Origin of the sequence: Pseudoalteromonas sp. CO325X, assembly GCF_004208955.1 — a bacterium.
Taxonomy (GTDB): Bacteria; Pseudomonadota; Gammaproteobacteria; order Enterobacterales; family Alteromonadaceae; genus Pseudoalteromonas; species Pseudoalteromonas ruthenica.
This window is the reverse complement of the sequence record NZ_SGPG01000014.1, coordinates 202,138-225,160: the sequence shown is the minus strand read 5'-3', so window position 1 is coordinate 225,160 and position 23,023 is coordinate 202,138. Positions and strand designations below refer to the sequence as shown.

Genomic DNA, 23,023 nt, shown 5'->3' with positions numbered 1-23,023 from the left:
AAAGCACAGGGTGCATTAAGATTTAAGTATTGTCCATGGTGCTGATACGTAGGCCAACGCCTAGTCGCTCACAACGCAATTACGACCCTGATGCTTGCCCTGATACAAACAATTGTCTGCTTGCTTTAAAAGTGCCCCGGGGTGAGCGGTGGTTTGCTCAGTAGAAGCAACACCTATCGTGGTGGTCACCGAAATGCTGTGTTCGTGCGCTTGAATGTGGCAATGCTCCACCTGGCGGCGTACTTTTTCTGCCACATGGCGTGCTTGTGCCAAGGATGTATTGGGTAAGATAACACTGAATTCTTCACCGCCAATGCGAGCAAAAATATCGTACTTACGTAAAATGGCGCTGATCTGCATGGTGGCTTCTTTGAGCACAATGTCACCGGCATGGTGGCCATATTGGTCATTAATCTGTTTGAATAAATCAAAGTCGATGATCATCAGCGATACATGGGTACCATCTCGCTCTGCGCGAGCTAGTTGCTGCTGCAATTGTTCATTGAAATGACGGCGATTATACAGTCCGGTGAGTGGGTCAGTTGTTGACTCGCGCAGTAAGGTGAGCTCCAAGCTTTTACGATCGGTAATATCAATCACCATGCCAGACCATAACACTGTGCCATCGAGCTGGCGCTTGGGAATAGCATGAGCGAATAACCATTTTTCTTCATTGTCTTCAAGCTCCACTTTAAATTCGCACTCCCAGTCATCTAGGCTTTGCGCGGAATTTAAAATAGAACGCACCACCCGCTGCCGATCGTCGTGGGCAATTTTGGTAAGCAACGAGGCGGGGTCCTGTTGCACTGCTTCGGGTGCGACTTCAAAGATGCGCGTGCATCCCTCGCTTATGTAAGGGAAGTGCCAAGAGCGCTCAGCCGTTAGCGCAAATTGATAAATCATTCCCGGAAGCACTTGTGCAAACGCATCCAGTCGATTGGAGAGGCTGACATTTTCGCTTTTATCGGTGAGCGAGCCCACTAAATAATCTTGGCCATTATTCGTCGTGGTTTGCATGCGTTGGCTGTAGTTGGTAAGCCAAATATAATGGCCGTCTTTGTGGCGAAACCGAAAGTCGGATTTAAACACCCCTTGTGCCCCTTCTTTGCGCCAGTGGCGGGTTTGTGTGTCCTGTGCATCTAAATCCTCAGGGTGAATATGTTCGCGCCACCAGTGCGGGCTTTGTACGAACTTTATGCGGTTATAGCCGGTAATATGGCTTATCTGCGAAGAAATAAAACTAAAACAACAAGGCTCATCAAAGGGGGCTTTATAAATAGCGGCAGGGACACTGTCGATAATGGTTTTAAGCTCGTTTCTTACTTGCGTGAGCTGCTCCAAGTCATGCACGCGTTGGGTAATATCGATATGGGTGCCAGAGATCCACTCGGGCTTGTCATCTGCGGTGCGGGTCACCACTTTGCCGCAATCTCGAACCCAAACCCAATGACCCTGCTTGTGCTTCATGCGCACATCACATTGATAAACGGGGTCTTCACCGCTGAAATGGCGGTCAAAGGCAGCATCCGATGCGTGTAAGTCCTCAGGGTGGGCGTAGAGCAGCCAGGTATCAATTGAAATGGGTGAGAGTTCATCCAACGTATAGCCAATAATATTGGCCCAGCGCTCATTTAACACAACCTCGCCAGTTTGAATATTCCACTCCCACGTACCGGCTTGAGTGCCCTCGATTAAGGCCTCCAAACGCTCAGCATTGGAGCGCTGTCGGTAACCCTCAAAATGTTCGCTTAATGAGACCACCAAACTACTCTGATTACCCTGACACCACTGCGCTGTAGCAATAAAAGTACGTTGTTCAAGTTCAACTTGCAGGGTAATGTAAGGAGCTTGCTTGCAAAACGTAGTGAACACACACAAATCTTGTTTGTTAAAAAATGAAAAATCATCAAAATGCAGACCTACATAGCGCTCAAGCTGCGCAGGGTGCGCAGCGCTGCAAACTCCTTGCGAGTCGAAAATAAGCAGTGATGTGTGCGACTGTGTCTGCAAAGCGCCTCCTTCCCTAGCCAAATCAATGACCTATTTTAGGTACCGATACTTTAGAGTGTATTTATTTTGATAGCTCATACAAAAGTATAGGCTAATTATTAAAAGCTATTTATTTTTAGTGCGTTACTAGAATAAAAAATGAGAAAACCGCAATATTTTTGCCCTCAATACGTTTAGCTTGGGTTCATTGGCGCACATTTACAGTAAAGTTATTGCGAAATGGTCAACAGACCAATTAAGGAGGTTGCTATGCGACTGACAGCTTTATGCTTAACTACGTTACTGGCCGGCGCTCTTCCTATGAGTGAGGCAATGGCTAAGCCTGAACACTTCACGCCCCCAGGCCATGCGAAGAAAATGCACCACGGCAAAAAACATAAGCACAAACACAAAGAGCGCTATGAGCGCCATCATCACTGTGATCATTACAGCCATAGATACAACGATGACTACTGGCGTATAGGCCGACATATTGATTATGACGTATACCGTCACGGCAAGGTCCTGAGGCGCGACCGCCATGGCCACGTAATTGTGGATATGCACGGCGATGTGTTTCGGCTATTAGAGAACAGCCTAGAAATAGTCGAGATTATCAGCCGGAGACATTAACTTTTAAAAACGCCTCAGTGAGGCGTTTTTTATGTGCAAAGCACCTCATTACTTTTTGTTCGTTGTATGATAGTTTTTAACTAACTTTATAAATAACAAAGCTTTTTGTGAGTAGCGACTTTTACAACATCCATGCCGAGCGCTTAGCAGAACAGTATCTAAGTACTGACTTTGAGCAGGTACATGAGCAGTGTATGCCATATATTGTACCGGTGCTGAACAAGGCTCGCGCTCGGGTCCTTGATATTGGTGCTGGGGCAGGTCGTGACGCGCGCTATTTTGCTGAACAAGGTAACCAAACTCAAGTCTATGCTGTGGAGCCAGCGGAACTGTTAGCTCAGCTCGGTGAACAGCATACGCAAGGCTTACCTGTAACTTGGCTAGAGGATTCCTTACCAGCACTTCACGCCGTGACAAGATTAGAAGTTAGTTTCGATCTTATTTTACTCAGCGCCGTTTGGATGCACATTCCGGAGTCTCAGCGCGAGCGCTCGTTGCGTAAACTGACCAACTTACTTAAACCAGGTGGACAAATTGTTATTTCCCTGCGTTATGGTCAAGGTGAGTATGAGCGTAACGAGCGAGCTATGTATCAAGTTTGCGCTGACTCGCTTAAAGCGATGGCTCGCAATTTGGGCCTTAGTTGCACTCTATGTACTGAACGTGAGGGCGATAAGCTAAAACGTGAACAAGTAAGCTGGCAAACGCTGGTTTTTCGTTTACCAGATGATGGTTCCGGTGCATTTCCGCTGATCCGCCATGTGGCGTTAAATGATGGTAAGTCAGCGACACATAAGCTCGCCTTGATGCGAGTGCTACTGCGTATTGCTGATGGTCATCCCGGTGCTGTAATACGGCGCGAGGATAATCGCGTGATATTACCAGCTGGCTTAGTCGCTCTTTATTGGTGCCATCAATATAAAACCTTAATTGATCACTATGGCCTTTATCAAACGCCCAATAAAAGCCCTAATATGGGTTTTATGAAGGAAAATGGTTGGCACAAATTAGGCCACCTCACCGCCTCAGATCTGAAAGTCGGGAATGGCTTTAAAGGAGAAGAGGCTAAATCTGTGTGTCGCACGTTGTCGCATGCGGTGAGTAACATTCGTGATATGCCTTGTCGTTACATTACTTTCCCTAATACGCAGCAATGCGTGTTTGAACTCAGCAGTTCGGTAGTGCGAGCTACTGAGTTACTATTTCTTGATTTTCAAACGTTATGCAAATGGGGCGAGTTCTCTTTGCCTGAGCACACCTGGACAGCGCTTAATCGCTATGCCTGCTGGATTGAGCCTGTTTTAGTCAATGAATGGGCTAAAACCATGCAATCCTATCAGGGCAACGATCAGTACCAGTGCCCCACTAAGCGTCATATTTTTATGGAAGCATTGAGTTGGTTAGAGCCGAAAAGAACGACAACCGAGGTACGCCAGCGCTTTGACCAACTGCGCCATGCAGGTGAGAGCTTATCTTGTGTCTGGACAACCCGTAAGCTGCAACGTGAGTATGACATTGATCATTGCATGCCCTTTGCGCGATGGCCCAATAATGACCTGTGGAATTTGCTTCCCGCATCAGCTCAAGCCAACAACGAAAAGCGCGACCGCTTGCCAAGTGTACAGCGCCTAGAAGCACAAGAAGGTTTAATAAAGCACTGGTGGCGTAGTGCTTGGCTTGATACTGGCAATGCAGCGAATCGACAAAAGCAACGGTTTTTTGCAGAGGCCAATTTGGCTCTGCCGAATTTAGATATTAATAATACCTCAGTCGATGATCTTTTCGACGCCTTAGTGTTGCAGCGTGATCGTTTACGGGAAATGCAACAGCTTCAAGAATGGTGATGTCTTACCTTTAGACTGTATAGAGCTCACGGCTTTATCACCATTACTTAATCCACCACCTTTAAGGTACGGTACTCGTCGTAGGCGAATTGGTCGGTCATGCCGCTGATGTGGTCTTGAATCAATCGACAGCGGTGGTAAAACTCGTACAGGTGAAAGTGTTCGGCGTTTTTATCCAGTTTGGCAACGGCTTTTTCATAAACGTTGAGGTATTTTCCGGAGAGTTTCTTCACCATGCGTGTGGCAATTAAAAAGTCTTTGTGGTGACTCAGCACTTGGGTGAATTGCTCATACTCTAAATCGAGTAGCACTTGGTATTCATCGAGCAAACCGGAGATGATTTTATAGCCTTGTAGCTCGAGCTTTTCAACTTCGGGATGACAAAATACGCGTTCACGAGCGACTGTTTTCAAAGCATCGGTAATGGCTTGGTGGTGGCTGCCATCTTCGATTAATGAGGCGTTGAGGGTGCCGGCGTACACCTGCTCTATGTTGTCTTTAAAGCGCGTAGCCGCATGCTCAACCAACGGGTGTAAGAGTTTTACACGCAGATATATGAAAAAGGTGTTGTTGTAGTTGAACTCGGCCTCATCTGCTTTTTGTCGGGCAAACTCGCAGGCTTTGGCCACCAGGTCGCTGTAACTTTGTTCTGCGGTATTCAGTGCCCCCAGTCTTTGCCGATAAGCGTCATCTAAGTAGCGCACCAATTTTTCCACCGAGAGTATGCCTTTTTCTACCGCGTCTTCCATATCGGCTAAGCAATAGGCAATGTCGTCGGCGGCCTCCATAATGTAGCTGGCGGGGTGACGACAGCCATTATCCATTTCTAAGGCATCACTCAATTGAGCGATGAACGCAGCCTCGCTGTGGTAAAAGCCGACTTTTTTCATAAGGTAGCTTTTATCTTCAGGCCGCGCGTCTTTCGCCATAGTGCCGGGGCGAGTGTATTTAAGAATGGCCGCTATTTGGCTGTAACTTAAGTTCAGCGCTAACAGCGAGTGAACTGCGCGGATCGCTTGAGCGTTGCCTTCGAAGCTTTGTAAATCAAGCAGTAGCTCGTGTTTTAGCGAGTGTGTTTGCGCAAGCGTCGGCAACGGGCCAAAGCGTTGCTGCAGGTAGCGGCTAAACCAGTGGTTGATGGCGGCCTCACCAAAATGGCCAAAGGCCGGGTTACCTATATCGTGCATCAAACACGCCATTTCCACCAAGGTCTCAAAGGGCCGCTCCATGTCGGTGAGGCCATAGTGTGCTCGCTCTTGTGCATTGAGCTTAGAAAACAGTTTTTGCACAATAAAACGGCCGTTTTGCTGTACCTCAAGGGAGTGGGTGAGGCGTGAGCGCACGGCAGCATTGCGCTCTAATGGAAATACCTGAGTCTTTTGCTGCAATCGGCGTATGCCGGAGGAGTTGATGATGCGGCCGCGATCGCTCTCTAAGCTGGTATGCAAAGTTTTCAGCGGGTTCACTTGGCGTGCGGTGTTTATTTTTGTAGTAAAATCGATGTGCGCCATCATCACTCCTAGATAATTGACCAGCGTCTAAATTAGCAGCTTTGGTTCACAAATCAATGTGTTATTTCGGTGTGAGTGATAGCACTTATCAGTAAATAACCTAGCCCACGGCACGTTGGTAGGTGGGCAAATCGAAGAACAGCGAGCTCATATTGGCAATACGCTTCAATGCTGCTTTTTCTTGGTCCTGCCATTGCGGCACTTGCGTGCGGCTTTCACAGCAAAGCACCCCTCTTGGCTCGAAGTTATCGTGCAGCACGTAATCAAGCAAAGAGTAAAAGCCACATGGCTCAAAGTAGCCTGCGACCATGTGTTTGGTAAACGGGTGGTGACGCACATCTTCAATGGCAAGGAAATCATGGCTGAATAGCGCAGAAAAATAAGCCTGGGCTGTATCTTGGCCAATAACCCCGCCGTCAGAATAGGCGCCGGTGTGTTTATCAAATTTAGCGATGCACACAATACTTGAGGTGTTCTCATTGGCCACCCACAGGCTTACGACATCGGCTTGGGGAACATGCTCTGCTGCAGTGTGAACTATCTTTTGCAGCTTTTCTATGTGGCTTAAACCTGGGTTAGTTAAAGCCAAGTTAAGTTGAAATAAATCAACCATTTGCCACTCTCCTCACAACAAAAACGTTGTGACTATGCCCAATCTTGCTCCGCACGCTAGATACGTAACTGGAACTTTACTGCGCCAGTGTGAGCCACTGACAATTATTTAGTATAGGCACCACACGGCGTTGTAGCCTGACTATTTTTGCACATTCGCTCGATGCCACGCACACCAGTAAATAATACGCAGGCACTAACGTTTTGGTTTCTCGTCATCGAGCGGGCCGGCGCCAATATCTACTTTTTCTTCGCTTGGCTTAAAGTCAGGGTCTAGCGAAAGATTAGCAAAAGGGTTCGACTTTTTGTCTTTGTCTTTGTTCTCGTCTTCGTCTTCAGCACTGGTTTTTTCTGGCTCCGAGTCATCAGAGCGAGCTTCTTCACTTTGCTGGTCTTGCTCTGGAGAAAGCGCAGATTCTAACTCCGCAAGCGCGTCATCAAGGCTTTGACTGTTACCATCGTCAATATCTAGCGCCAACTCTTCATCGCTTGATGATGTTTGCCCTTGTGTGGCTGTGCTTTGGGGCTCAATAATTGGTGGCTCAGGCTCAGGCTCAGGCTCAGGCTCAGGCTCAGGCTCAGGCTCAGGCTCAGGCTCAGGCTCAGGCTCAGGGGTCTCTAACAAGGGTTGTGACGGATCAAAGTCGTCAAATGGGTCATCCCCTTGGCTCTGCGGCGAGCTTGATGCAGGCGACTCTATGGCAGAAGTAGATGATGCTTGCTCATCGGAACTTGGGTCGGACTCGCCACCTGCACGTTTATTGGCGGCCTCTAAAAACGCCATAAACTCCTCATCACTCATATTCGACCAGTCTTTGCTACTGCTGTCACTGCTGGGCAGAGGAGTTTGCTCTTGTTGCTCCGTTGCAGGTGTCGGTTTGGGAGTCGGCGCGGGTGCTGAGTCCTTAATAGCGTGCGCTGTATCGTCCGAGTTGGGTGCGTCGTCTTTGCGTTTGAACGGGTGAATTTCCGCGCTCTTGCTTGCTCCTTGCGGATCGCTGGAGCGAGGCTCTGCGGCAGGTTTGGGCATCGGCGCAACGTTCTCTGCGGGCACCTCTGGGCGAGGTGTCTCTTCTTGTGCAGCGCTTGGTTGAGGCGTAGGCTCAGTGCGCGGCTCCGACTTTGGTGGCTGCACGGGCGTCTCGATTAACGGCTTGGTTGAAGACGCGCCCAGCGCGGCGTTGCTTCCTTGCGCAAGCAATTGCTTCACCTTATCGACTAAGTTAGAACATTGTTGGGCGTCAAAGCTTTCAACACTGTAGCTAAGAATGTAGTCAACCAAGTCTTCACGCTGCATCACCAGCGCAGGCAAATCAGATTTGAATAAAGCGTTGTTACTAAACAGGACCAGCAAGTTAATCTGTTGCTCTTGTATGTCCAGTACTTTGGCTAGCGCACCAGCCTGGGCCTTGAGCTCGGTGATGGGGTTATCAAACTTGATTTCTTCATCGCCGTTTCGGGCGGTCCACTCTTGAGCGTGCTCGCCGCCAAAAATGTCGCCTTCTTGGTTTGGTCGCGCCACGATAAACACGCCGTACGGGCTAATGTATAACTGCTCGATGGCTGAGGGCTTGGCTTTTGGACCCACCAGTACAGGAACCGAAGAAAAGCGTTTATAAACTTGTGGGTCGAGCGTGTCAGGCTGTTTACCGGTGACCTTTTGCCACATCTTTTTGTAATTAACCTGTTTTTTAGGCAGCTTCGGCACAGGAATAGCTTTGATAGCCGCTGTCTTTTTCGGCTTCACCGCTTTACCCTGGCTGCTGCGGTTGCTGCGAATAAAAATCAGTAACGTAATTAGCATGGCAATAAGCACCAAGGCTATTAATGCAGGGAAAATCAAGCCAACGAAAGGTGAACTGGGCTCTGAGGATTGGCTTTGTACAGGGGCCGGAGCCACCTTTTTCGCTGTCACCGGAGCTGTTTTTGGCGCCGTAGTTTGCGTTTTTTCTGCCTTCGCTTGTTTTGCAGCCTCTTCGGCGGCACGCTGCTCGACAATAGTGAGCTGCGGTTCAGAGGTGGTTACTGTTGGTTCGGCCTCAGGTCTTTGCTCTTTTAGTACCTTTTTAGGTTTGCTGGCTACTTCCTGAGGCTGAGATTGGTCATTTTCTGGCTTTGAGGTCGCTTTCGCTTGCGGTGTGCGCTTTTCTATATTCTTACAATTGGCATCGTAATCTCGTTTGGCACTGCGATAACTTGGGTGCGTGCGAGAATGATCAAACTGCGCCATTTGCTGCTTCAAAAGAATACACATGGCACTGTTATACTCGCGGGCACTGCTTTGAGTGCTCGCAAGGCTCAAGGTTAGGAATAAGACGAAATACGCGAATCTCATTTTATAAACATGGGTAAACAAGGTGTTATCTACACGTAGTCTAAAGCTTGTGGCCACATTTAGCTATAGCCAAAAAGCGCGATTCGCAATCATACTGAATAGTTGATGAATTTTTCGCCTTTTTTAGGTCAGTGAATAGGGGATTCCAACCAATGCTGAATGATGGTTGGATTGTTTTGATACTTCTCTGGGTGCTGAATGATGGACTCCAATAGCGCCAGCTCTTTGGCATAATGCGTTTCTACATCGGGCACTTTTGATAACAGGCAAAATAGATAATCCGCAAACCCAGGCTTTGCCGGGCGCTGCTCTGTGGCCATTCCTTTGTGCATAAGTTGCCTGTAAACATCCTCTCGCCAACGCTGCGCCATGGTTTGCGGCGATAAAAAAGCGCTGCCAAGCATGGGTTGTAATTGTGCCAAAACCTGTTCTTTGCTTTTGTCTGCATGCAGGCAAAGCCATAAGGTAAACAGTTCCAGCTCAGTGAGTTCGGCTAAATCTAAATGTGCGCTTGGTTGATTCATAGTTACAGCCGTGTCAGCAATAGCATTGTTGTTCGACAACCGTAGTTAAACGATTGCACCTAGGGTGATACATAGTTCTCTACCGAGCAGTACGGGGCATCGCAGTAGGAAGATCATTTGATGTAGCACAAGCTTGATGATTAGTGCTATTGTTATACTCATAAAGTAGTAGGTAGTGCTTGTAGTTGGGCTGTGTATATGAAGTTTTCCCGTTTTGGTGTGATTGACTTACGCCAAGTTATTCTCGGGTTTGCAGTGTTGTGCGTGATGGTTACCCTGGGTAATCAGTTCATTATTAACTATCGAGTACACAGCCAGCAAATGGTGGCCCATACCCTGGCATCCAATCAGGCTTATGCCAGTAAGCTCTCTGATATTACCGAACAATTCCTCAACTCTTTACAAATGCAGTTGCGCTATAGCGCTGCGCAATTAGCCGATAACAACACCCCAAAGTCACAGCAGCAAGAAACGCTGCGCTTATTAGAGCAAACCGCGTCTTTTAATTCCGTGGTGGTGGTGAACGAGCAAGGCGTGATCACCAGCACTGCGCCGTTAACCTTAGGTGTTAAAGGTGTGAGATTACAAAGCGACAGTGCCAAACAATCTTTGCGCGCACAAGCACCCACTATTCCTCAACCGTTTGTATCGCCGGCTAGTAATTTAATTGTGAGCCCCTCACACCCCATTTTTAGCGCCGATGAGCAATATCAAGGCTATATTGCTGGCACCATTTATTTGCATGGCGACAATATTCTCTCGCGGCTACTTGGGCAGCACTTTCACAACGATAAAGCCAATATTATAGTGCTCAGTGAAAATGGCAGTGTTATTTATCATTCTCAACGCCAGCGCGTGGGCGCTAAAATAACACCCGCTTCGCCGTTGTGGCCTGCGTTTGCCAACGCGCAAATGCAAAGTGGCAGCGAAGGTGTTGGCGGTATGTTAGTGGGCTATGCACCTGTGCGCACAGCGAATTGGGTGGTGCTAGTGGGGACTGAGCGCAATCAAGTCGTTGAGAGTGTCGGCAACACCATAATGAATGTGCTTGCCAAAGCTGCACCGGTGACCGTGATCACCTTGTTGGTGATTTGGTATTTGGCGAATTTAATCAGTGCTCCGCTGCGACAGCTAGCGCAACGCGTGGCCGATTCAAGTAAAGAATATGGTGATGTGCCAACGTGGTTTTTTGAAGCGAAAACACTACGCAACGCACTGAGAACTTACAGTAATGAACAGCACCAGCGTATTAACGACCTGAATAAAGCAAGCTTAACCGATCCGCTTACCGGCATTGGCAACCGCCGTTATATGGAAGTGTTTATTCAATCTATGGTTGCTGATGAACAAGCCTTTACGGTGATCACCTTGGATATTGACCACTTTAAGCGTGTCAATGATAACTATGGCCACGATGTGGGTGATGACGTTATACAAGGGTTAGGGCAGCTATTGCAGAGCAGTTGTCGAGAATACGATGGCGTGTGTCGCAGTGGCGGCGAAGAGTTCCTACTTATTCTCCCTGGCATAGGTAAAGACATTGCGTTAGAGCTGGCAGAGCGCTTGCGAGTGACTATCCAGGCTCATGATTTTACACCAGTACCGCAAGTGACGGTGTCTCTAGGCGTGAGTTTATGGCAGCCTGGTTGCTCGGTGGATGCGGTACTCAAAGCCGCTGATAATGCGCTGTATCGGGCGAAACAACGAGGCCGCAACCGCTGTGAAGTGGAGTTGCTGGGTTAGGGTTATTTGCGTGGCTGCTGTTTATCCCAAAGCGACAATAGGCGCTGCGCAATGCCCCATACTAACAGCAAAATCATCAGCAGTGTGATCACCAGTAGTAGCGCCGAATCATTAATAAATAACCAGCTTAGGCTCAGCACAATGCAGCAAAACACACAAATGCTCAGTAAAGTATTTTTGCGTTTATTCGCCAGTTTAGTCATGCACACCTACCGTTTTAGAAACTGCCGATAGTATATCAACTTCTGGGCGCTGATCATCCTTCACTTTGTAACTTAGCAACGTAATTCAAGATGCGATGAGCAAAATTTCACCACCGGCTAGCTGGCGCGCCGATCACAGCTGTTAAACTGTTGGAAAGTAACAATTAAACTCTTGTAATTTATTGATTTGAATCATACATTTGCCAGCTAACCAATAACCAGAATTTCCCTCAAAGCCTGTTCCTGATACTGTGCTAAGCTTCTTATGAAATGGTATACAAAATTACAAGAATCATATGACATCGTCTTTTAACGCGCTTTACCAATGTAGCTGCAGCGAGCAAGCCTATGAGCTGGCACTGAGTATGATTGATGAAGCTTTTGGCGCAGCCCATTGCTTTGTTGGTAAGTTATGCGCCAACGCGACAGAAGTACAGACTGTGGCCTACCATCAAGACGGTGCCGTACGCGCAAATTTCCAATACCCTTTGGCTGGTTCTCCATGCGCCGATGCATTACAAAGCGTCGATGTGTGCGCTTTTGGCGATGATGTGGCTGATTTATTCCCCGACGATACCATGCTTGCGGAGCTGGGGATTGCAGCTTACATCGGCGTGACGCTGCGCGATGTATCGCGCCAGCCCATTGGTATTTTGGTGGCGCTATTTGAACAACAGCGAGCGTTTGACCAAGTCGATGAGCAGTGGTTCAAGGACTTGGCGTTTATCGTTGCTGCTCAAGCCCGTCATGATGCTGACTTGGCACGAAAGGACGAGCTGTTATCCGAGCTGTCACTGCGTAACATCGTGTTTGAGCAAAGCAAAGAAGCCATCATGATCACCGATAGCAATAATCGCATCCTACGGGTGAACCCCGCCTTTGAGTTATACACCGGCTATCGCGAGAATGAACTTAAAGGGCGTTCACCCGCAGTGCTTTCCTCAGGCCAGCATAGCCCAGAGTTTTACAATCAGATGTGGCGTCAGCTCGAGCAGATGGGCCATTGGCGAGGTGAGATTAATAATCGTCGTAAAAGTGGTGAAATTTACCCAGAAGAGCTGTCGATCACCGTTAACCGCGACGCAAACGGGCAAATCACCCATTATATTGGCTTGTTTCGTGATATTAGCGAATGGAAAGAAAGTGAGCGCCAACTACGGTTTTACGCCAGTCAAGAACCCTTAACTGGGCTTTTAAATCGTCGCAGTTTCTTAGAGAAAGTGGAGCAACATATTTCGTTGTTTCGCGCTCGGGAGCAGCACGCGTCAGTACTGTTTTTAAACCTCGATCGCTTTAAAGATATCAACGACTTATATGGCCCAGAAATTGGCGATAAGGTACTGATTGCGGTGGCGCTGCGGCTGCAAAATTGTGTGCGTAACCATGATGTGATCAGCCGCTATGGCGGTGACGAATTCACTATTTTGATTGCCGATGCCAAACCTGGGCACGCGCATCGCTGCGCCGAGAAAGTGCTGGAGCGAATTCACCAGCCCATACGTTTGGGGGATTTAAGCATTGAACTAAGTTGCAGTATTGGCATTGCCCACATGCACGGTGATACCGATAGCGCCACGGTGCTCGTTCGCAACGCCAATCATGCCATGTTGAGTGTTAAACGCGCTCAGTCTCACAGTATTGCCGTACACAGCCAAGAGATTGAAGCCATTTATCTGCGTAAACTTAAACTGCGCGACAAACTCCATAAGCTACTGCGCTTTGACGGCCTAGATGTGGCTTACCAACCGGTTATCGATAACCAAAGCGGGCGTATTGTAAAGTTTGAAGCCCTAGCACGCTGGCGCGATGAAGAACTTGGGGTGATCCGTCCCGATGAGTTTATTGCCATCGCTGAGGAGTTCGGCCTTGTGGCGATTTTGGGCCAGTTTGTGCTGCGCAAAGCGCTGGCCGATTTGGCATGGATCCATAGTCAAGGCTACAACGACATCAGCATGGCAGTGAATCGTTCAGCCTCAGAATTTAACCATGTATTGCATCCCGTTGATACGGTGCTCGATACCTTGGCTGACTATAATTTAAAGCCCAGCTGTTTGACCATTGAGGTGACCGAATCGGTGGCCATTCATGCCCGAAAGCAAGCCGAAGGGGTGCTTAATGAATTACGCAGCAAAGGAGTTATGGTGGCCTTGGATGATTTTTGTACCGGGTATTCATCATTAAGCCACCTCATCGACCTACATGCTGATTATATCAAAATCGATAAGAGCTTTACCCAGCAAATGCTCAGCGAACACAAGCACCAAGTGGTGATTGCCAGCGTTATTCGTATCGCTTCAGAACTCGATATGGAAGTGATTGCCGAAGGCGTGGAAACACAGCAGCAACAGCAGCAATTGCGTGAGTATGGTTGTCACTTTAGCCAAGGTTATTATTACTCCCCTGCAGTTCCTTTAAAAGAGGCGATGGTGCTGTTAGCCAAGCATAATGGGAATGAATAGCGACCCAATTAATTTTCCAATATAGGTTCAAAAAGTGTTTAAAATTAATCGATTAGCAGCGTTTTAATCGCAATTTAACAATCTTGTGCCATAGTGAATAAGACCGATGTTTTAGGAGCTACACCATGCAGAACCTCACCCTCAAAACCATTTTCATTGGTTTTGTGTTTGTCGCCCTGTTTGTGGTTACGTTAGTCACCGCACTCATTAATACTGGGCAGTTTTCCAGCCTTTATTATCGGCAAACTGAAACGCAGTTATTACCAGATACTGTTGGGCGAGTAGCGAATGAAATTAGAGCCGAGCTAATGTATCCCATTACGGTTTCAAAAACGCTGTCGCAAAACGCGATGTTGCATCAATGGGTGCGCGATGGCGAGCAAGGGAGTGCTCAGCATGGACTGGTGCTTGATTACTTTCGCGACTTACAGCAAAAATCCGGTGCCACATCGGTATTTTGGGTAAGCCGAGAAAGCCTGAATTATTACACCGAGGGCGGGCTGTTTAAGCAGGTATCGCGCAGTGAATCACGGGATAGCTGGTTCTTTGATTTCATTTCCAGCAGTGCGCAGCAGCAGTTGGCGCTGGATGCCAGTGAACAAGGTGGGCAACTGACTTTATACGTTAATACCTTAGTGAGTATTGATGGCCAGCGCGCAGGGGTTGCGGGACTGGGTTATGATGTGTCGAAAATTGCCAATATGGTGACCTCTCGTAAAGTCGGCGAGCAAGGGTATCTGTTTTTGGTCGATGACACCCAGCGCATTATTGCTCATGAAAACAGCCGCTTTATTGGCAAAACGGTGGCCGATGTTAACCAGTTAGCACCAATGAGCTCGGCTCTTACTAGCAATGGCGGCGGTTTTGTACTCAATGAAACTGAGCTCGATGGCGAAGCTGTCTATGGTGCGGTGATGCCCATTGAAGGCACCGAGTTGAAGCTGGTCGCGGTGTTGCCAGAGCATGAGATCTCCGGTGCGATTAACTCGGTTATTTGGACTTCGGTGCTTGCCAGTGTGGTACTTGCAGCGGTGTTCTTGGTGCTAACCATGTATTTTGCCAACTGGCTAAGCAGCCGCATTCGCACCGTGGGTGATGACCTCCTTGCCATGTCTGGGCAAGGAGGTGATTTAAGTACCCGCCTTGATGATAGCGTTGATAATGAGTTGGGGCATCTGGCCAAGGGCTTTAACGCCATTATTACCAAAGTCGCAGAGCTGGTGGATGAAATCAGTGTCACCGAACAAGCGATGCGCGAGGGCATTGCTGAGCTGGCTGATTTTTCCGATAAAACCTTCAGCGCCACAGAAAGCCAGCGCTCACAGACGGATCAGGTCGCGACAGCGATCACTGAAATGGGGCAAACGATTACCGAGGTATCCGATATTGCCCACCGTACCGCCAGTGATACAGAAGAAGCGGTGCGTGAAACGACCACCACCAACGACAATATGACGCTCACCGCGCAAACCATGCAAGAACTCAACGATATTCTCAATAATGTGGATAGCAGCGTGGGTGAGTTTGCTAATCAGGCGGCAGAAATTAACTCGGTGGTGGAAGTGATCAATGCCATTTCCGAACAAACGAATTTATTAGCCCTGAACGCCGCTATCGAAGCTGCTCGCGCCGGTGAGCAAGGGCGTGGTTTTGCTGTGGTTGCAGATGAGGTGCGTTCACTGGCGCAGCGTACGCAAAAGTCTACCTCGGAGATCCGCGATCAAGTGGCGCGCTTGCAAAGCACTTCGACGCAATCACAAGAGGCCATCGCACGAGGCACAGAAAGTAGCCGCCAAGTCACTGAACACACGCAAACGGCGGTGGCGTCGCTGCGCGCGATTCAGCAAAAGTTTGAGGAAATCAGTCAGGGCAATCATCAGGTTGCCGCCGCCACCGAAGAGCAGGGCACCGTGGTTGAGCACATCAACCAGTCGGCCCATGAAATATCAGACAGTGCTGGCAGTATTCACTCTTATGCCGAGCAGCAGCAAAGCGCAACGCAAAGCTTATTAGCGCGGGCGCAGCATCTGCGTGACTTAGTGAGTCAATTTAAGGTTTAGAACAGGTGCAGCGAAAGTCTGTCGGCGAATTGCTCCAGCGCATAAAGACCCGCGCTGGAGTTGCCAAAGGCATTGAGTTTGGGTGACCAAACCGAGACCGCAAACTGCCCTGGAACAACGGCAACAATGGCGCCGCCTACTCCGGATTTACCGGGCATGCCGACGCGATAGGCAAAATCGCCAGCGGCGTCATAAAGACCACTGGTAAAGAGCAGCGAGTTCAATTGCGAGTTTTGTTTGCTGGTCAGAATGCGCTCGCCTGAGGCGATGTCGACACCACGATTAGCGAGATAGCCAAAGGTGCGCGCCAATTCTTGGCAGTTCATTTCGATGGCGCAAAAGCCAAAATAAACCTTGAGCACTTCTTCCACATCATTTTCAAAATTGCCAAACGAGGTCATTAGATGCGCCATGGCAGCGTTACGATGGCGGTGTTGAAACTCTGAGCGGGATACTGTTTGGTTGATACACACCCGAGGATTAACGCTGAGCCAACGCACCGTTTCTAACATATGATGAGTGGGCGCGCTTAAGCGGGAGTAAAGTGCATCGCAGGTAACAATCGCGCCGGCGTTAATAAACGGGTTGCGCGGAATGCCTTGTTCAAATTCAAGCTGGGTAAGCGAGTTAAACGCAGTGCCTGAAGGCTCTTTGCCCACGCGGTGCCACAACGAGTTGCCATAGCGTTGCAATGCTAAAGTGAGAGTGAGTACTTTGGAGACCGATTGAATGGTAAAAGGCACTTCCACATCGCCGGTACTGAAGGTTTGCCCATCCACGGTATGCACCGCCATTGCAAACTGCTCACTGTCGACCTCAGCCAAAGCCGGAATATAACTGGCCACCGCGCCCTCGAACTGCGACAATCGTGAACGTACATCGGCGTTAATGTCGTCAATAACCTGTTGAATATTCATCCGCTTCTTTCACTTGACTAAAACCCAATGATACGGAATATAACACCTATACGAAAGCGCAGCATCGCCCCAAATGATGGCCGCTTTTAGATAACCAAGTGCTTTGGCCTCGGGGTATGGGCTCATGAGGCACACAATTAATAAACAATACCAGCGCAAGGGACTGCTAAGCAGAGAAAAGAGAGTCATCAATGATAAGACGGTTAAGTAGTGCATTGCTGCTAAGTATGAGTATGTTGGTGGGCTGCGGTGGGTCAAACTCCGACTCACAAGCGCCTGAAGGGCCGCCGCCGTATCCACCGCAAGGTAGTACATGGCAATGGCAATTATTGGGGGCGCTCAATAGCGAGTACGATGTATTCGCTTACGACATTGATTTGTTTAATACCGCTGCCGAGACCATTGCCAGCCTCCAACAGCAAGGGCGCTTCGTCATCTGTTATTTTTCAGCCGGAAGTTATGAATCTTACCGTGAGGATGCCGGCGAGTTTTTAGACTCCGAGCTTGGCAATACCTTGGCGAACTTTGCTAACGAGCGTTGGTTGGACACGCGCAGTAGCAATGTCCGCGCTATCATGCGCGCGCGCATGGATTTGGCCGCTGCCAAAGGGTGTGATGCGGTGGAGCCGGATAATGTTGATGGTCACATTAATAACACCGGCTTTGCACTCACTCGTGAGAACAGCATTAATTACAGCCAGTTTATCGCTGAATATGCGCGCTCGGTTGGCTTGTATGTGGGTCTTAAAAACAATGTTGGCCTGGCGCAAACCTTGGAGCCTTACTTTGATTTTGCGGTTAATGAATCGTGCTTTCGCTTTAATGAGTGTGCACGCCTAGCCCCTTTTGTTGATGCTAAAAAGGCGGTTTTTCATGTGGAATATTTGTCGGTGGTCGAGGTCGGCAGCGGTGAGCTACAACGAGTCTGTGCACAAACTGAGCCGCTAGGCTTTTCCACCTTGGTGCTGCCCACGGCATTGAATGACGCGTATCGCTTTAGCTGTCGCGAGCAATGAGCCCTTTACTTGTTAGCGTTGCAGCATAAAGGTCTCATATTCGAGGCGGTTAAACTGACGATTTAGCATCACTAACCCCAAGACGGTGCTGATCAGCATGGCTAAAGCAAAACCATAGCCATAGACCTCAGGCCCAAGCTGAATGGAGAGCTCGGTGAGCATCAAGTTAGCGAGGGTCATCACCGTCACTAGGGCCGTGGCCTGATAACGTTTATCTAAATAAAACATAACGTTGAGTATGGCCATTAGAATAACTTGCAAAGACACGCCGACTAAATCGACATACAGCAAGTGTAGATACGCGAGGTCTATTTTCAGCAGTGTGAGAATTTCTTCACTCCACAACAGCAGCAATGCGAGGGTGATCCCTTGCACTTTAAAAATTTGATATAAGCTGTCTTTGCAGTGCAATACCATTTGGTCTTTAAGTAAGTACACCGACTCCAAGGTGCCGCCTTCGCGCACCGTTTGGTAAAACCGCTCGTTTGATGCGGCAAAGTCGGTTTCCATGTGCAGCATAAACACCGCCATGCCAGGAATAATGGCGAGGTACGCGATAAAGATTGGCAAATCATAGATATATGAGGCGCGGAACATATCGATAACGGCAAAAGACACCTCGGGGTGTAGCCAAAATACGAATTTATCTACCCACACTCCCAAGTTATAAAGCAACCCACATAATGCGAGCGAGTAAAAAGCTTGCTTGCGGTTTAAAAACTGAAAGGCGATAAGCGAACCGGCGCTGTAATTGCGTAAAATGAAAAAGAGTAAAACAAAGGTGATCAGCCCCTGACACGCGGCAAAGATCATCAATAGCCCCAAAATACCGTAAGGTGGCAGTAACCAAGAAGCCAACACCATCAGCGTATAGCCAATCGCTAAGGTAGCAACAATCCGATAATACTGCTTCATACCGCTTAGGAATACGATGATTAACCACAGGTTGCACAGCACCACAAAGCCGCATAACAACGCCATTTTTACTGCTGCATCTAACGATGTATTGGCGAGCACGGCAATACCAATGGCTGTGCCAAGCACCGAAACAAGTAACATGCAGCCCAATAAATTTGGCGTTACCTTGTGATCTTTGCCTTCAAATAGCCGGTCGGAGATAAACCGTGTTAGTAGCAGTTGGAACATACCACTGAGGATCAGTGAGCCAGCCATCATGTATGTGACTAGCACTAGGTACTGTATAATCAGAGTGTTGGGGAACACTCGACCGATGCTTATCATACCTATGATCATCAGCGCTAAAATGGATAGCACCCAGGGCCCTGAGCCCACAACTGCCGCCAAGCCGTATGCTTCGAGGTAAGAGAGCAGGGTGTTTTTCTTTAATATTCGGCGTAGCTCAAAGCCTATTCCTGCCATGTTAAATGCTCCTCATACAGCGTTTGGTAGCGCTCATACATCGTATGTTCTTGATAATATGCTTGCACTCGGCGGTAGCCGTTATCACCCATTTGTCGCCAGCGCTGGTCATCTTCCAATAGCGCCAGCAAGGCCTCACTCGCTTGGTTGGGGTCGGCTATATTTGTTACATAGCCACAGCGTCCAAGTTGTTGGTCGTGTTCGTTCATACCTTCAAGAATTTCGCGGCATGAGCCAACTTCTGAAGCCACACAGGGGATACCCGCGGCCATGGCCTCAAGCAGTACCAGAGGTTGCGCCTCACTGATGGAGGTGAGCATACACACGCCAAGTTTGGGAAGAATTTCGGCAACATTTTGCATGCCCAAGAACAGCACATTGTCTTGCAGCCCCAAGCTATTAACCAGCAGTTCGCACTCGCGAACATAGCTTGGATCTTCCTCGGTGGGACCAATGATCCACCCTTGCAGTTCTGGTTCGCTATTAAGGGCCACACGAATAGCACGAATAAACGTTTTAATATCTTTAATGGGCACCACGCGCCCAATTAACCCCGCAACTTTAGGCGCCTGTTGCGGTCGCTTGGCGTAGGCCTCACTGAAGCGCTCCATACTGATACCGTTGACAATCACCCCGGTTTTATCTGCCGGTGCGCCGTCTTTTATTTGCCGCTGTCTATTGCCTTCATACAAAGCGATGATGCTATCTGCTTGGTCGTAGGCGGTACGCCCTAATTGCTCAAAAAAATCTATCCAGGTTTGCCGTGTTTGCTCCATTTTTTTATGGATACTGGTGTCCAGCGCACTGTGGCGGTCTTTGATCCAGCTTGCTTGAGTGAGATCGATTTTGCGCTCTTTGGTATAAATGCCGTGTTCGGTTAATAAATAAGGCACCTGCTGTTTTTGTTTTGCCAAGGCGCCGAGAAACCCCGCATAACCGGTCGAAATACTGTGAAATAGCCGCGCAGGGGGCAGGTTTTCAGCCACTTTGACTAAGGTGAATAGGGGGCTGTAAATGTTGCGAAAGGTCCAAAAGTAATCCACAAACGATTGGTTTTGCGCGTGTTGGAAATACAAATCAACAATCACATCCCAAGAGCGCTCGCTGTATAAAAAGTCATCATAACTTAGACCATGTTTTTTACCCAAGTTAGCCAACAAACCTTGTAAATGCTCACCATCTAAGGTTTGCTCCGGGTTTTTAAAGCGTGAGATGACATTTTGCCAAAGGCTGAAGGCGGATTTTTTCCCGCGTCGAGCGCGCGGTGCCAGCAAGCCGTCTTTATCCATCAAGTAATGGGTCTCCATGCCGACCACATTGTCAGGCAAGGTGTAATGTTGCTGTTGATAAAAAGAGCGGCTTCCGCCTATAAATACAAGGTAAAAGTTAAGGTGGCTAAGGCCACTGATCAGCTGATGCACCCAGCTTGATACACCGCCGCGCACATAAGGGTACGTGCCCTCTAACAATAAACACACATCAATACGCTTCACGGCGCCAAAACTCCCTTAATTCATTTAGCGCGTCACCGGGTTCAGTGGGCAGGTGACTGACTAATAAAGCGGCATGATCGTAATCGCCCTGAGCAAAAGCGGCCTCGGCTAAATAGGGCGCCACTTGTTTTAATAACAGGCCACGATGACGCGCTTTTTCTAGATACTGCGTGGCTAAATCATATTCTTGTAATTCCAGCAGCACCCGGCCGAGTTGTAACTCACTGCGCGGTGAAGGGGTGAGGGCTTCGGCTTGCAGTAGGTAACTTTTCGCTTGCTCTAAGTAGTGATTGCGCAGCGGCCCTTCAGCGATGCCAAGGTAGCATAGCTCCCAATACAGCTCAGCAATTTGAAAGTGCAATGAGGCTTGTGCGCCTTCTCTTAGTTTGTTTTTCAATGCGTCAATGTTGCGGTTGATACCAAATTCTATTTTTTCGATGGCGGCGTAGGCAAGTAAACGCACGTCATCGACCTTATCAGTCAGCGCTAACTTAAGCAGTGGCACCGCCACGCGCTCTGGTAAAAAGCGACAGGCATTGACCGCAATCAGGCGACGCTCATCGGAGGGATTAAACAACAAAATATCTTTCAGTGCGGCGGCACCAAATTGGCTTTGTTCTAATTGCTCTGGGTGCAGAGGTAATTCCAAGCTTTCGGAGCGCTCCCATAGTGCTGGCTGCTTTTTCTTCGGGAAATACAAGGCGACGATAAAAATCGTCGCCAACCCCAGCATACCGACCATGGGCATACTAAACGCAATGACAAAAATAAAGGTAATAGCACCGATAACGGGTTGTTTATAACGTCGTGGCAGCGCCAGCCAACACACTAAGGTGAAGGTTCCCGCAGCGGCGCCGTGGCTGGCAGCATAACTTAACCAGCCGAGCAGGCTAAGGTCTTGCTCGCCGAGTAGGTAAAGGCTTGCCGACTCAAAGAGAATCGTTTGAAGAATCAGCCAAATCTTCATCGAACGCTCCTAAGTCTTCGAGCAAGGTATTTACTTGCTGGTATTGCTCAAATACCAACAGCGGACCAAATACGTCTAAATCGCCTTCGGCAATGGGGGCATTATTGGCGAGGATGCTGCGGATCCGCTGCACAAATTGCTCTGCTTCCATCACTGTGGTCATCGGTAACAGCACGCACAATGCTTGGCGGCCATCTTCACGCTCGCAAGACCAGTAAATATCGGCACCACGGCGAAAATCGGTAACATGTTCTAAATCGAGGTGTTGCGCTTCACTGTTGTCGTAAAACACCACCATGGCGCTATCTGCACCGTAATGGCGCTTATACCACAGTTGGTTTTCCAAATACTGGCGGAACAACTGGCGTTGTTCGGGTTTGAGAATGGGTGCGAACAACTGGTGCGACATAAAGTTGGCAATATAACCGGCCAGTAAAGCAATCAGGGCAATATTACTTTGCGTGAGGGACACAAACTTGACCTTCTCTGCAAGCACCACCCCTTGCAGCTCGCCGCTGACATCAACGAGGGGGATCACCAACTGATAATTGAGATTATACTCATCGCTGTCGATAAAGTTCGCCGGAGAGAGTACAGCCTTAGAGGTGTACACATCTTGTAGCATTAAATCATCAGCGATAAGGGCATGCTCACTGCCAATGGTGGCCAGTGCGCCGGGCACCAGCTTGCCGTCACGTATTTCGTACAAACCTGCTTGATACATGGTAATCACATCAGCAAATACTTGTAGGCTCTTTTGGGCCAGGTTGGCAAGACGGTTTTCCGCATGGCCGGAGGCCGCTTGTTGGAGTAGTTGAATGCCAGTGCGTAGGCTCATTTGTTTGCCAGCCGCGCGCTGCTCAAGCTGGTCGTGGGATATCTTCAATAAATGGTAATTTTGCGTAAAGCTTTTTAGCTTTTGTTCCATATAGCGGTGGTTTAGCTCAAAGCGCTGATTGATATCATGCCAGTGATCGCGAAATTCGCCCACCAACATGGTCACCACTGCTGTGCCCACAGACACAGATAGGCTAATCGATACTTCGGTGGCGATAAAATTATCGACCACACCGACACTCACAAGTAACAGCACGAAGCTCATCATTCCGCGACCAAACCCGTAGCGCAGGGCGATGACAAGGGGTCCCAACATCGGCCAATAGAAGTAATCAGTGGCGTGTTCATGAGCGAGGCTGGCTTGATACACCCAGATGCTCAGGGCAATAAAGGTGATAAAAACCAGTTCAAACCAGGCGATAGGCTGGTGGTCACTGCCAAAAAGCAGGCGCCTGATAACGGCATTAAGGCCACGACGTTTACTGTGAGGCATAGCGCGA

At 48.7% G+C, this 23,023-nt stretch carries 17 protein-coding genes; 6 read left to right on the top strand and 11 right to left on the bottom strand.

The features are described 5' to 3' along the window. Positions 1-60: 60 nt before the first annotated feature. Positions 61-2,010 (bottom strand): sensor domain-containing diguanylate cyclase, encoded by a 1,950-nt coding sequence (locus tag EXT46_RS06365; RefSeq protein WP_130146031.1) that lies wholly within the window; start codon positions 2,008-2,010, stop codon positions 61-63. Between the two features lie 249 nt (positions 2,011-2,259). Between EXT46_RS06365 and EXT46_RS06360 the strand changes: the two genes are divergently transcribed. Then, on the top strand, positions 2,260-2,622 hold the full coding sequence (locus tag EXT46_RS06360) for a hypothetical protein (protein WP_130146029.1): 363 nt from the start codon (positions 2,260-2,262) through the stop codon (positions 2,620-2,622). Positions 2,623-2,729: 107 nt separating this feature from the next. Beyond that, complete coding sequence (locus EXT46_RS06355) at positions 2,730-4,466, top strand: methyltransferase domain-containing protein (protein WP_130146027.1); 1,737 nt, start codon at positions 2,730-2,732, stop codon at positions 4,464-4,466. A gap of 47 nt (positions 4,467-4,513) precedes the next feature. Here EXT46_RS06355 and dgt read toward each other — a convergent pair whose 3' ends face one another. From dgt to EXT46_RS06335, 4 genes are all read right to left on the bottom strand, one after another. After that, a complete protein-coding gene (dgt, locus tag EXT46_RS06350) occupies positions 4,514-5,977 on the bottom strand; it encodes a dGTPase (protein WP_130146025.1) in 1,464 nt (487 codons plus the stop codon). A 100-nt stretch (positions 5,978-6,077) separates the two neighbouring features. Continuing rightward, positions 6,078-6,590: a GAF domain-containing protein gene (locus EXT46_RS06345; protein ID WP_022946437.1), complete on the bottom strand. Its 513-nt coding sequence runs from the start codon at positions 6,588-6,590 to the stop codon at positions 6,078-6,080. 195 nt (positions 6,591-6,785) lie between these two features. After that, complete coding sequence (locus EXT46_RS18935) at positions 6,786-8,924, bottom strand: nuclease-related domain-containing protein (protein WP_130146023.1); 2,139 nt, start codon at positions 8,922-8,924, stop codon at positions 6,786-6,788. Between the two features lie 128 nt (positions 8,925-9,052). Next, positions 9,053-9,448: a hypothetical protein gene (locus EXT46_RS06335; protein WP_026111298.1), complete on the bottom strand. Its 396-nt coding sequence runs from the start codon at positions 9,446-9,448 to the stop codon at positions 9,053-9,055. Between the two features lie 198 nt (positions 9,449-9,646). On the opposite strand from EXT46_RS06335, the gene EXT46_RS06330 reads away from it, so the two are divergent. After that, positions 9,647-11,191 (top strand): sensor domain-containing diguanylate cyclase, encoded by a 1,545-nt coding sequence (locus tag EXT46_RS06330; RefSeq protein WP_130146021.1) that lies wholly within the window; start codon positions 9,647-9,649, stop codon positions 11,189-11,191. Between the two features lie 2 nt (positions 11,192-11,193). Here EXT46_RS06330 and EXT46_RS06325 read toward each other — a convergent pair whose 3' ends face one another. After that, positions 11,194-11,394 (bottom strand): hypothetical protein, encoded by a 201-nt coding sequence (locus EXT46_RS06325; protein WP_130146019.1) that lies wholly within the window; start codon positions 11,392-11,394, stop codon positions 11,194-11,196. Between the two features lie 296 nt (positions 11,395-11,690). On the opposite strand from EXT46_RS06325, the gene EXT46_RS06320 reads away from it, so the two are divergent. Both EXT46_RS06320 and EXT46_RS06315 read left to right on the top strand, forming a co-directional pair. Continuing rightward, on the top strand, positions 11,691-13,853 hold the full coding sequence (locus EXT46_RS06320) for an EAL domain-containing protein (protein WP_130146017.1): 2,163 nt from the start codon (positions 11,691-11,693) through the stop codon (positions 13,851-13,853). A 125-nt stretch (positions 13,854-13,978) separates the two neighbouring features. After that, positions 13,979-15,913 (top strand): methyl-accepting chemotaxis protein, encoded by a 1,935-nt coding sequence (locus EXT46_RS06315; RefSeq protein ID WP_130146015.1) that lies wholly within the window; start codon positions 13,979-13,981, stop codon positions 15,911-15,913. Here EXT46_RS06315 and glsB read toward each other — a convergent pair. After that, positions 15,910-16,830: a glutaminase B gene (gene glsB, locus EXT46_RS06310; RefSeq protein WP_130146013.1), complete on the bottom strand. Its 921-nt coding sequence runs from the start codon at positions 16,828-16,830 to the stop codon at positions 15,910-15,912. The genes EXT46_RS06315 and glsB overlap by 4 nt on opposite strands. Before the next feature lie 191 nt (positions 16,831-17,021). On the opposite strand from glsB, the gene EXT46_RS06305 reads away from it, so the two are divergent. Next, entirely contained in the window at positions 17,022-17,846 is an 825-nt protein-coding gene (locus EXT46_RS06305) for an endo alpha-1,4 polygalactosaminidase (protein WP_130146011.1), read from the top strand. Positions 17,847-17,858: 12 nt separating this feature from the next. Here EXT46_RS06305 and pelG read toward each other — a convergent pair whose 3' ends face one another. Genes pelG through EXT46_RS06285 form a run of 4 tightly spaced genes read right to left on the bottom strand, consistent with a single transcriptional unit; the run spans position 17,859 to position 23,016 of the window. Then, on the bottom strand, positions 17,859-19,226 hold the full coding sequence (pelG, locus tag EXT46_RS06300; protein ID WP_045980605.1) for an exopolysaccharide Pel transporter PelG: 1,368 nt from the start codon (positions 19,224-19,226) through the stop codon (positions 17,859-17,861). Further along, complete coding sequence (gene pelF, locus EXT46_RS06295; RefSeq protein ID WP_130146009.1) at positions 19,214-20,719, bottom strand: GT4 family glycosyltransferase PelF; 1,506 nt, start codon at positions 20,717-20,719, stop codon at positions 19,214-19,216. Before pelF ends, pelG begins: the two co-directional genes overlap by 13 nt. Further along, a complete protein-coding gene (locus EXT46_RS06290; RefSeq protein ID WP_130146007.1) occupies positions 20,706-21,686 on the bottom strand; it encodes a hypothetical protein in 981 nt (326 codons plus the stop codon). The genes pelF and EXT46_RS06290 overlap by 14 nt, the downstream gene beginning before the upstream one ends. Beyond that, positions 21,649-23,016, bottom strand: a complete 1,368-nt coding sequence (locus tag EXT46_RS06285) for a PelD GGDEF domain-containing protein (RefSeq protein ID WP_022946961.1) — start codon at positions 23,014-23,016, stop codon at positions 21,649-21,651. The genes EXT46_RS06290 and EXT46_RS06285 overlap by 38 nt, the downstream gene beginning before the upstream one ends. Between the last annotated feature and the right edge of the window lie 7 nt (positions 23,017-23,023).

What these genes read in the sequence shown, in the direction of transcription:
- EXT46_RS06360 (WP_130146029.1), top strand. Translation starts at nt 2,260, where the DNA reads ATGCGACTGACAGCTTTATGCTTAACTACGTTACTGGCCGGCGCTCTT.
- dgt (WP_130146025.1), bottom strand. Translation starts at nt 5,977, where the DNA reads ATGGCGCACATCGATTTTACTACAAAAATAAACACCGCACGCCAAGTG.
- EXT46_RS06345 (WP_022946437.1), bottom strand. Translation starts at nt 6,590, where the DNA reads ATGGTTGATTTATTTCAACTTAACTTGGCTTTAACTAACCCAGGTTTA.
- EXT46_RS18935 (WP_130146023.1), bottom strand. Translation starts at nt 8,924, where the DNA reads ATGAGATTCGCGTATTTCGTCTTATTCCTAACCTTGAGCCTTGCGAGC.
- EXT46_RS06335 (WP_026111298.1), bottom strand. Translation starts at nt 9,448, where the DNA reads ATGAATCAACCAAGCGCACATTTAGATTTAGCCGAACTCACTGAGCTG.
- EXT46_RS06330 (WP_130146021.1), top strand. Translation starts at nt 9,647, where the DNA reads ATGAAGTTTTCCCGTTTTGGTGTGATTGACTTACGCCAAGTTATTCTC.
- EXT46_RS06325 (WP_130146019.1), bottom strand. Translation starts at nt 11,394, where the DNA reads ATGACTAAACTGGCGAATAAACGCAAAAATACTTTACTGAGCATTTGT.
- EXT46_RS06320 (WP_130146017.1), top strand. Translation starts at nt 11,691, where the DNA reads ATGACATCGTCTTTTAACGCGCTTTACCAATGTAGCTGCAGCGAGCAA.
- EXT46_RS06315 (WP_130146015.1), top strand. Translation starts at nt 13,979, where the DNA reads ATGCAGAACCTCACCCTCAAAACCATTTTCATTGGTTTTGTGTTTGTC.
- glsB (WP_130146013.1), bottom strand. Translation starts at nt 16,830, where the DNA reads ATGAATATTCAACAGGTTATTGACGACATTAACGCCGATGTACGTTCA.
- EXT46_RS06305 (WP_130146011.1), top strand. Translation starts at nt 17,022, where the DNA reads ATGATAAGACGGTTAAGTAGTGCATTGCTGCTAAGTATGAGTATGTTG.
- pelG (WP_045980605.1), bottom strand. Translation starts at nt 19,226, where the DNA reads ATGGCAGGAATAGGCTTTGAGCTACGCCGAATATTAAAGAAAAACACC.
- EXT46_RS06290 (WP_130146007.1), bottom strand. Translation starts at nt 21,686, where the DNA reads ATGAAGATTTGGCTGATTCTTCAAACGATTCTCTTTGAGTCGGCAAGC.
- EXT46_RS06285 (WP_022946961.1), bottom strand. Translation starts at nt 23,016, where the DNA reads ATGCCTCACAGTAAACGTCGTGGCCTTAATGCCGTTATCAGGCGCCTG.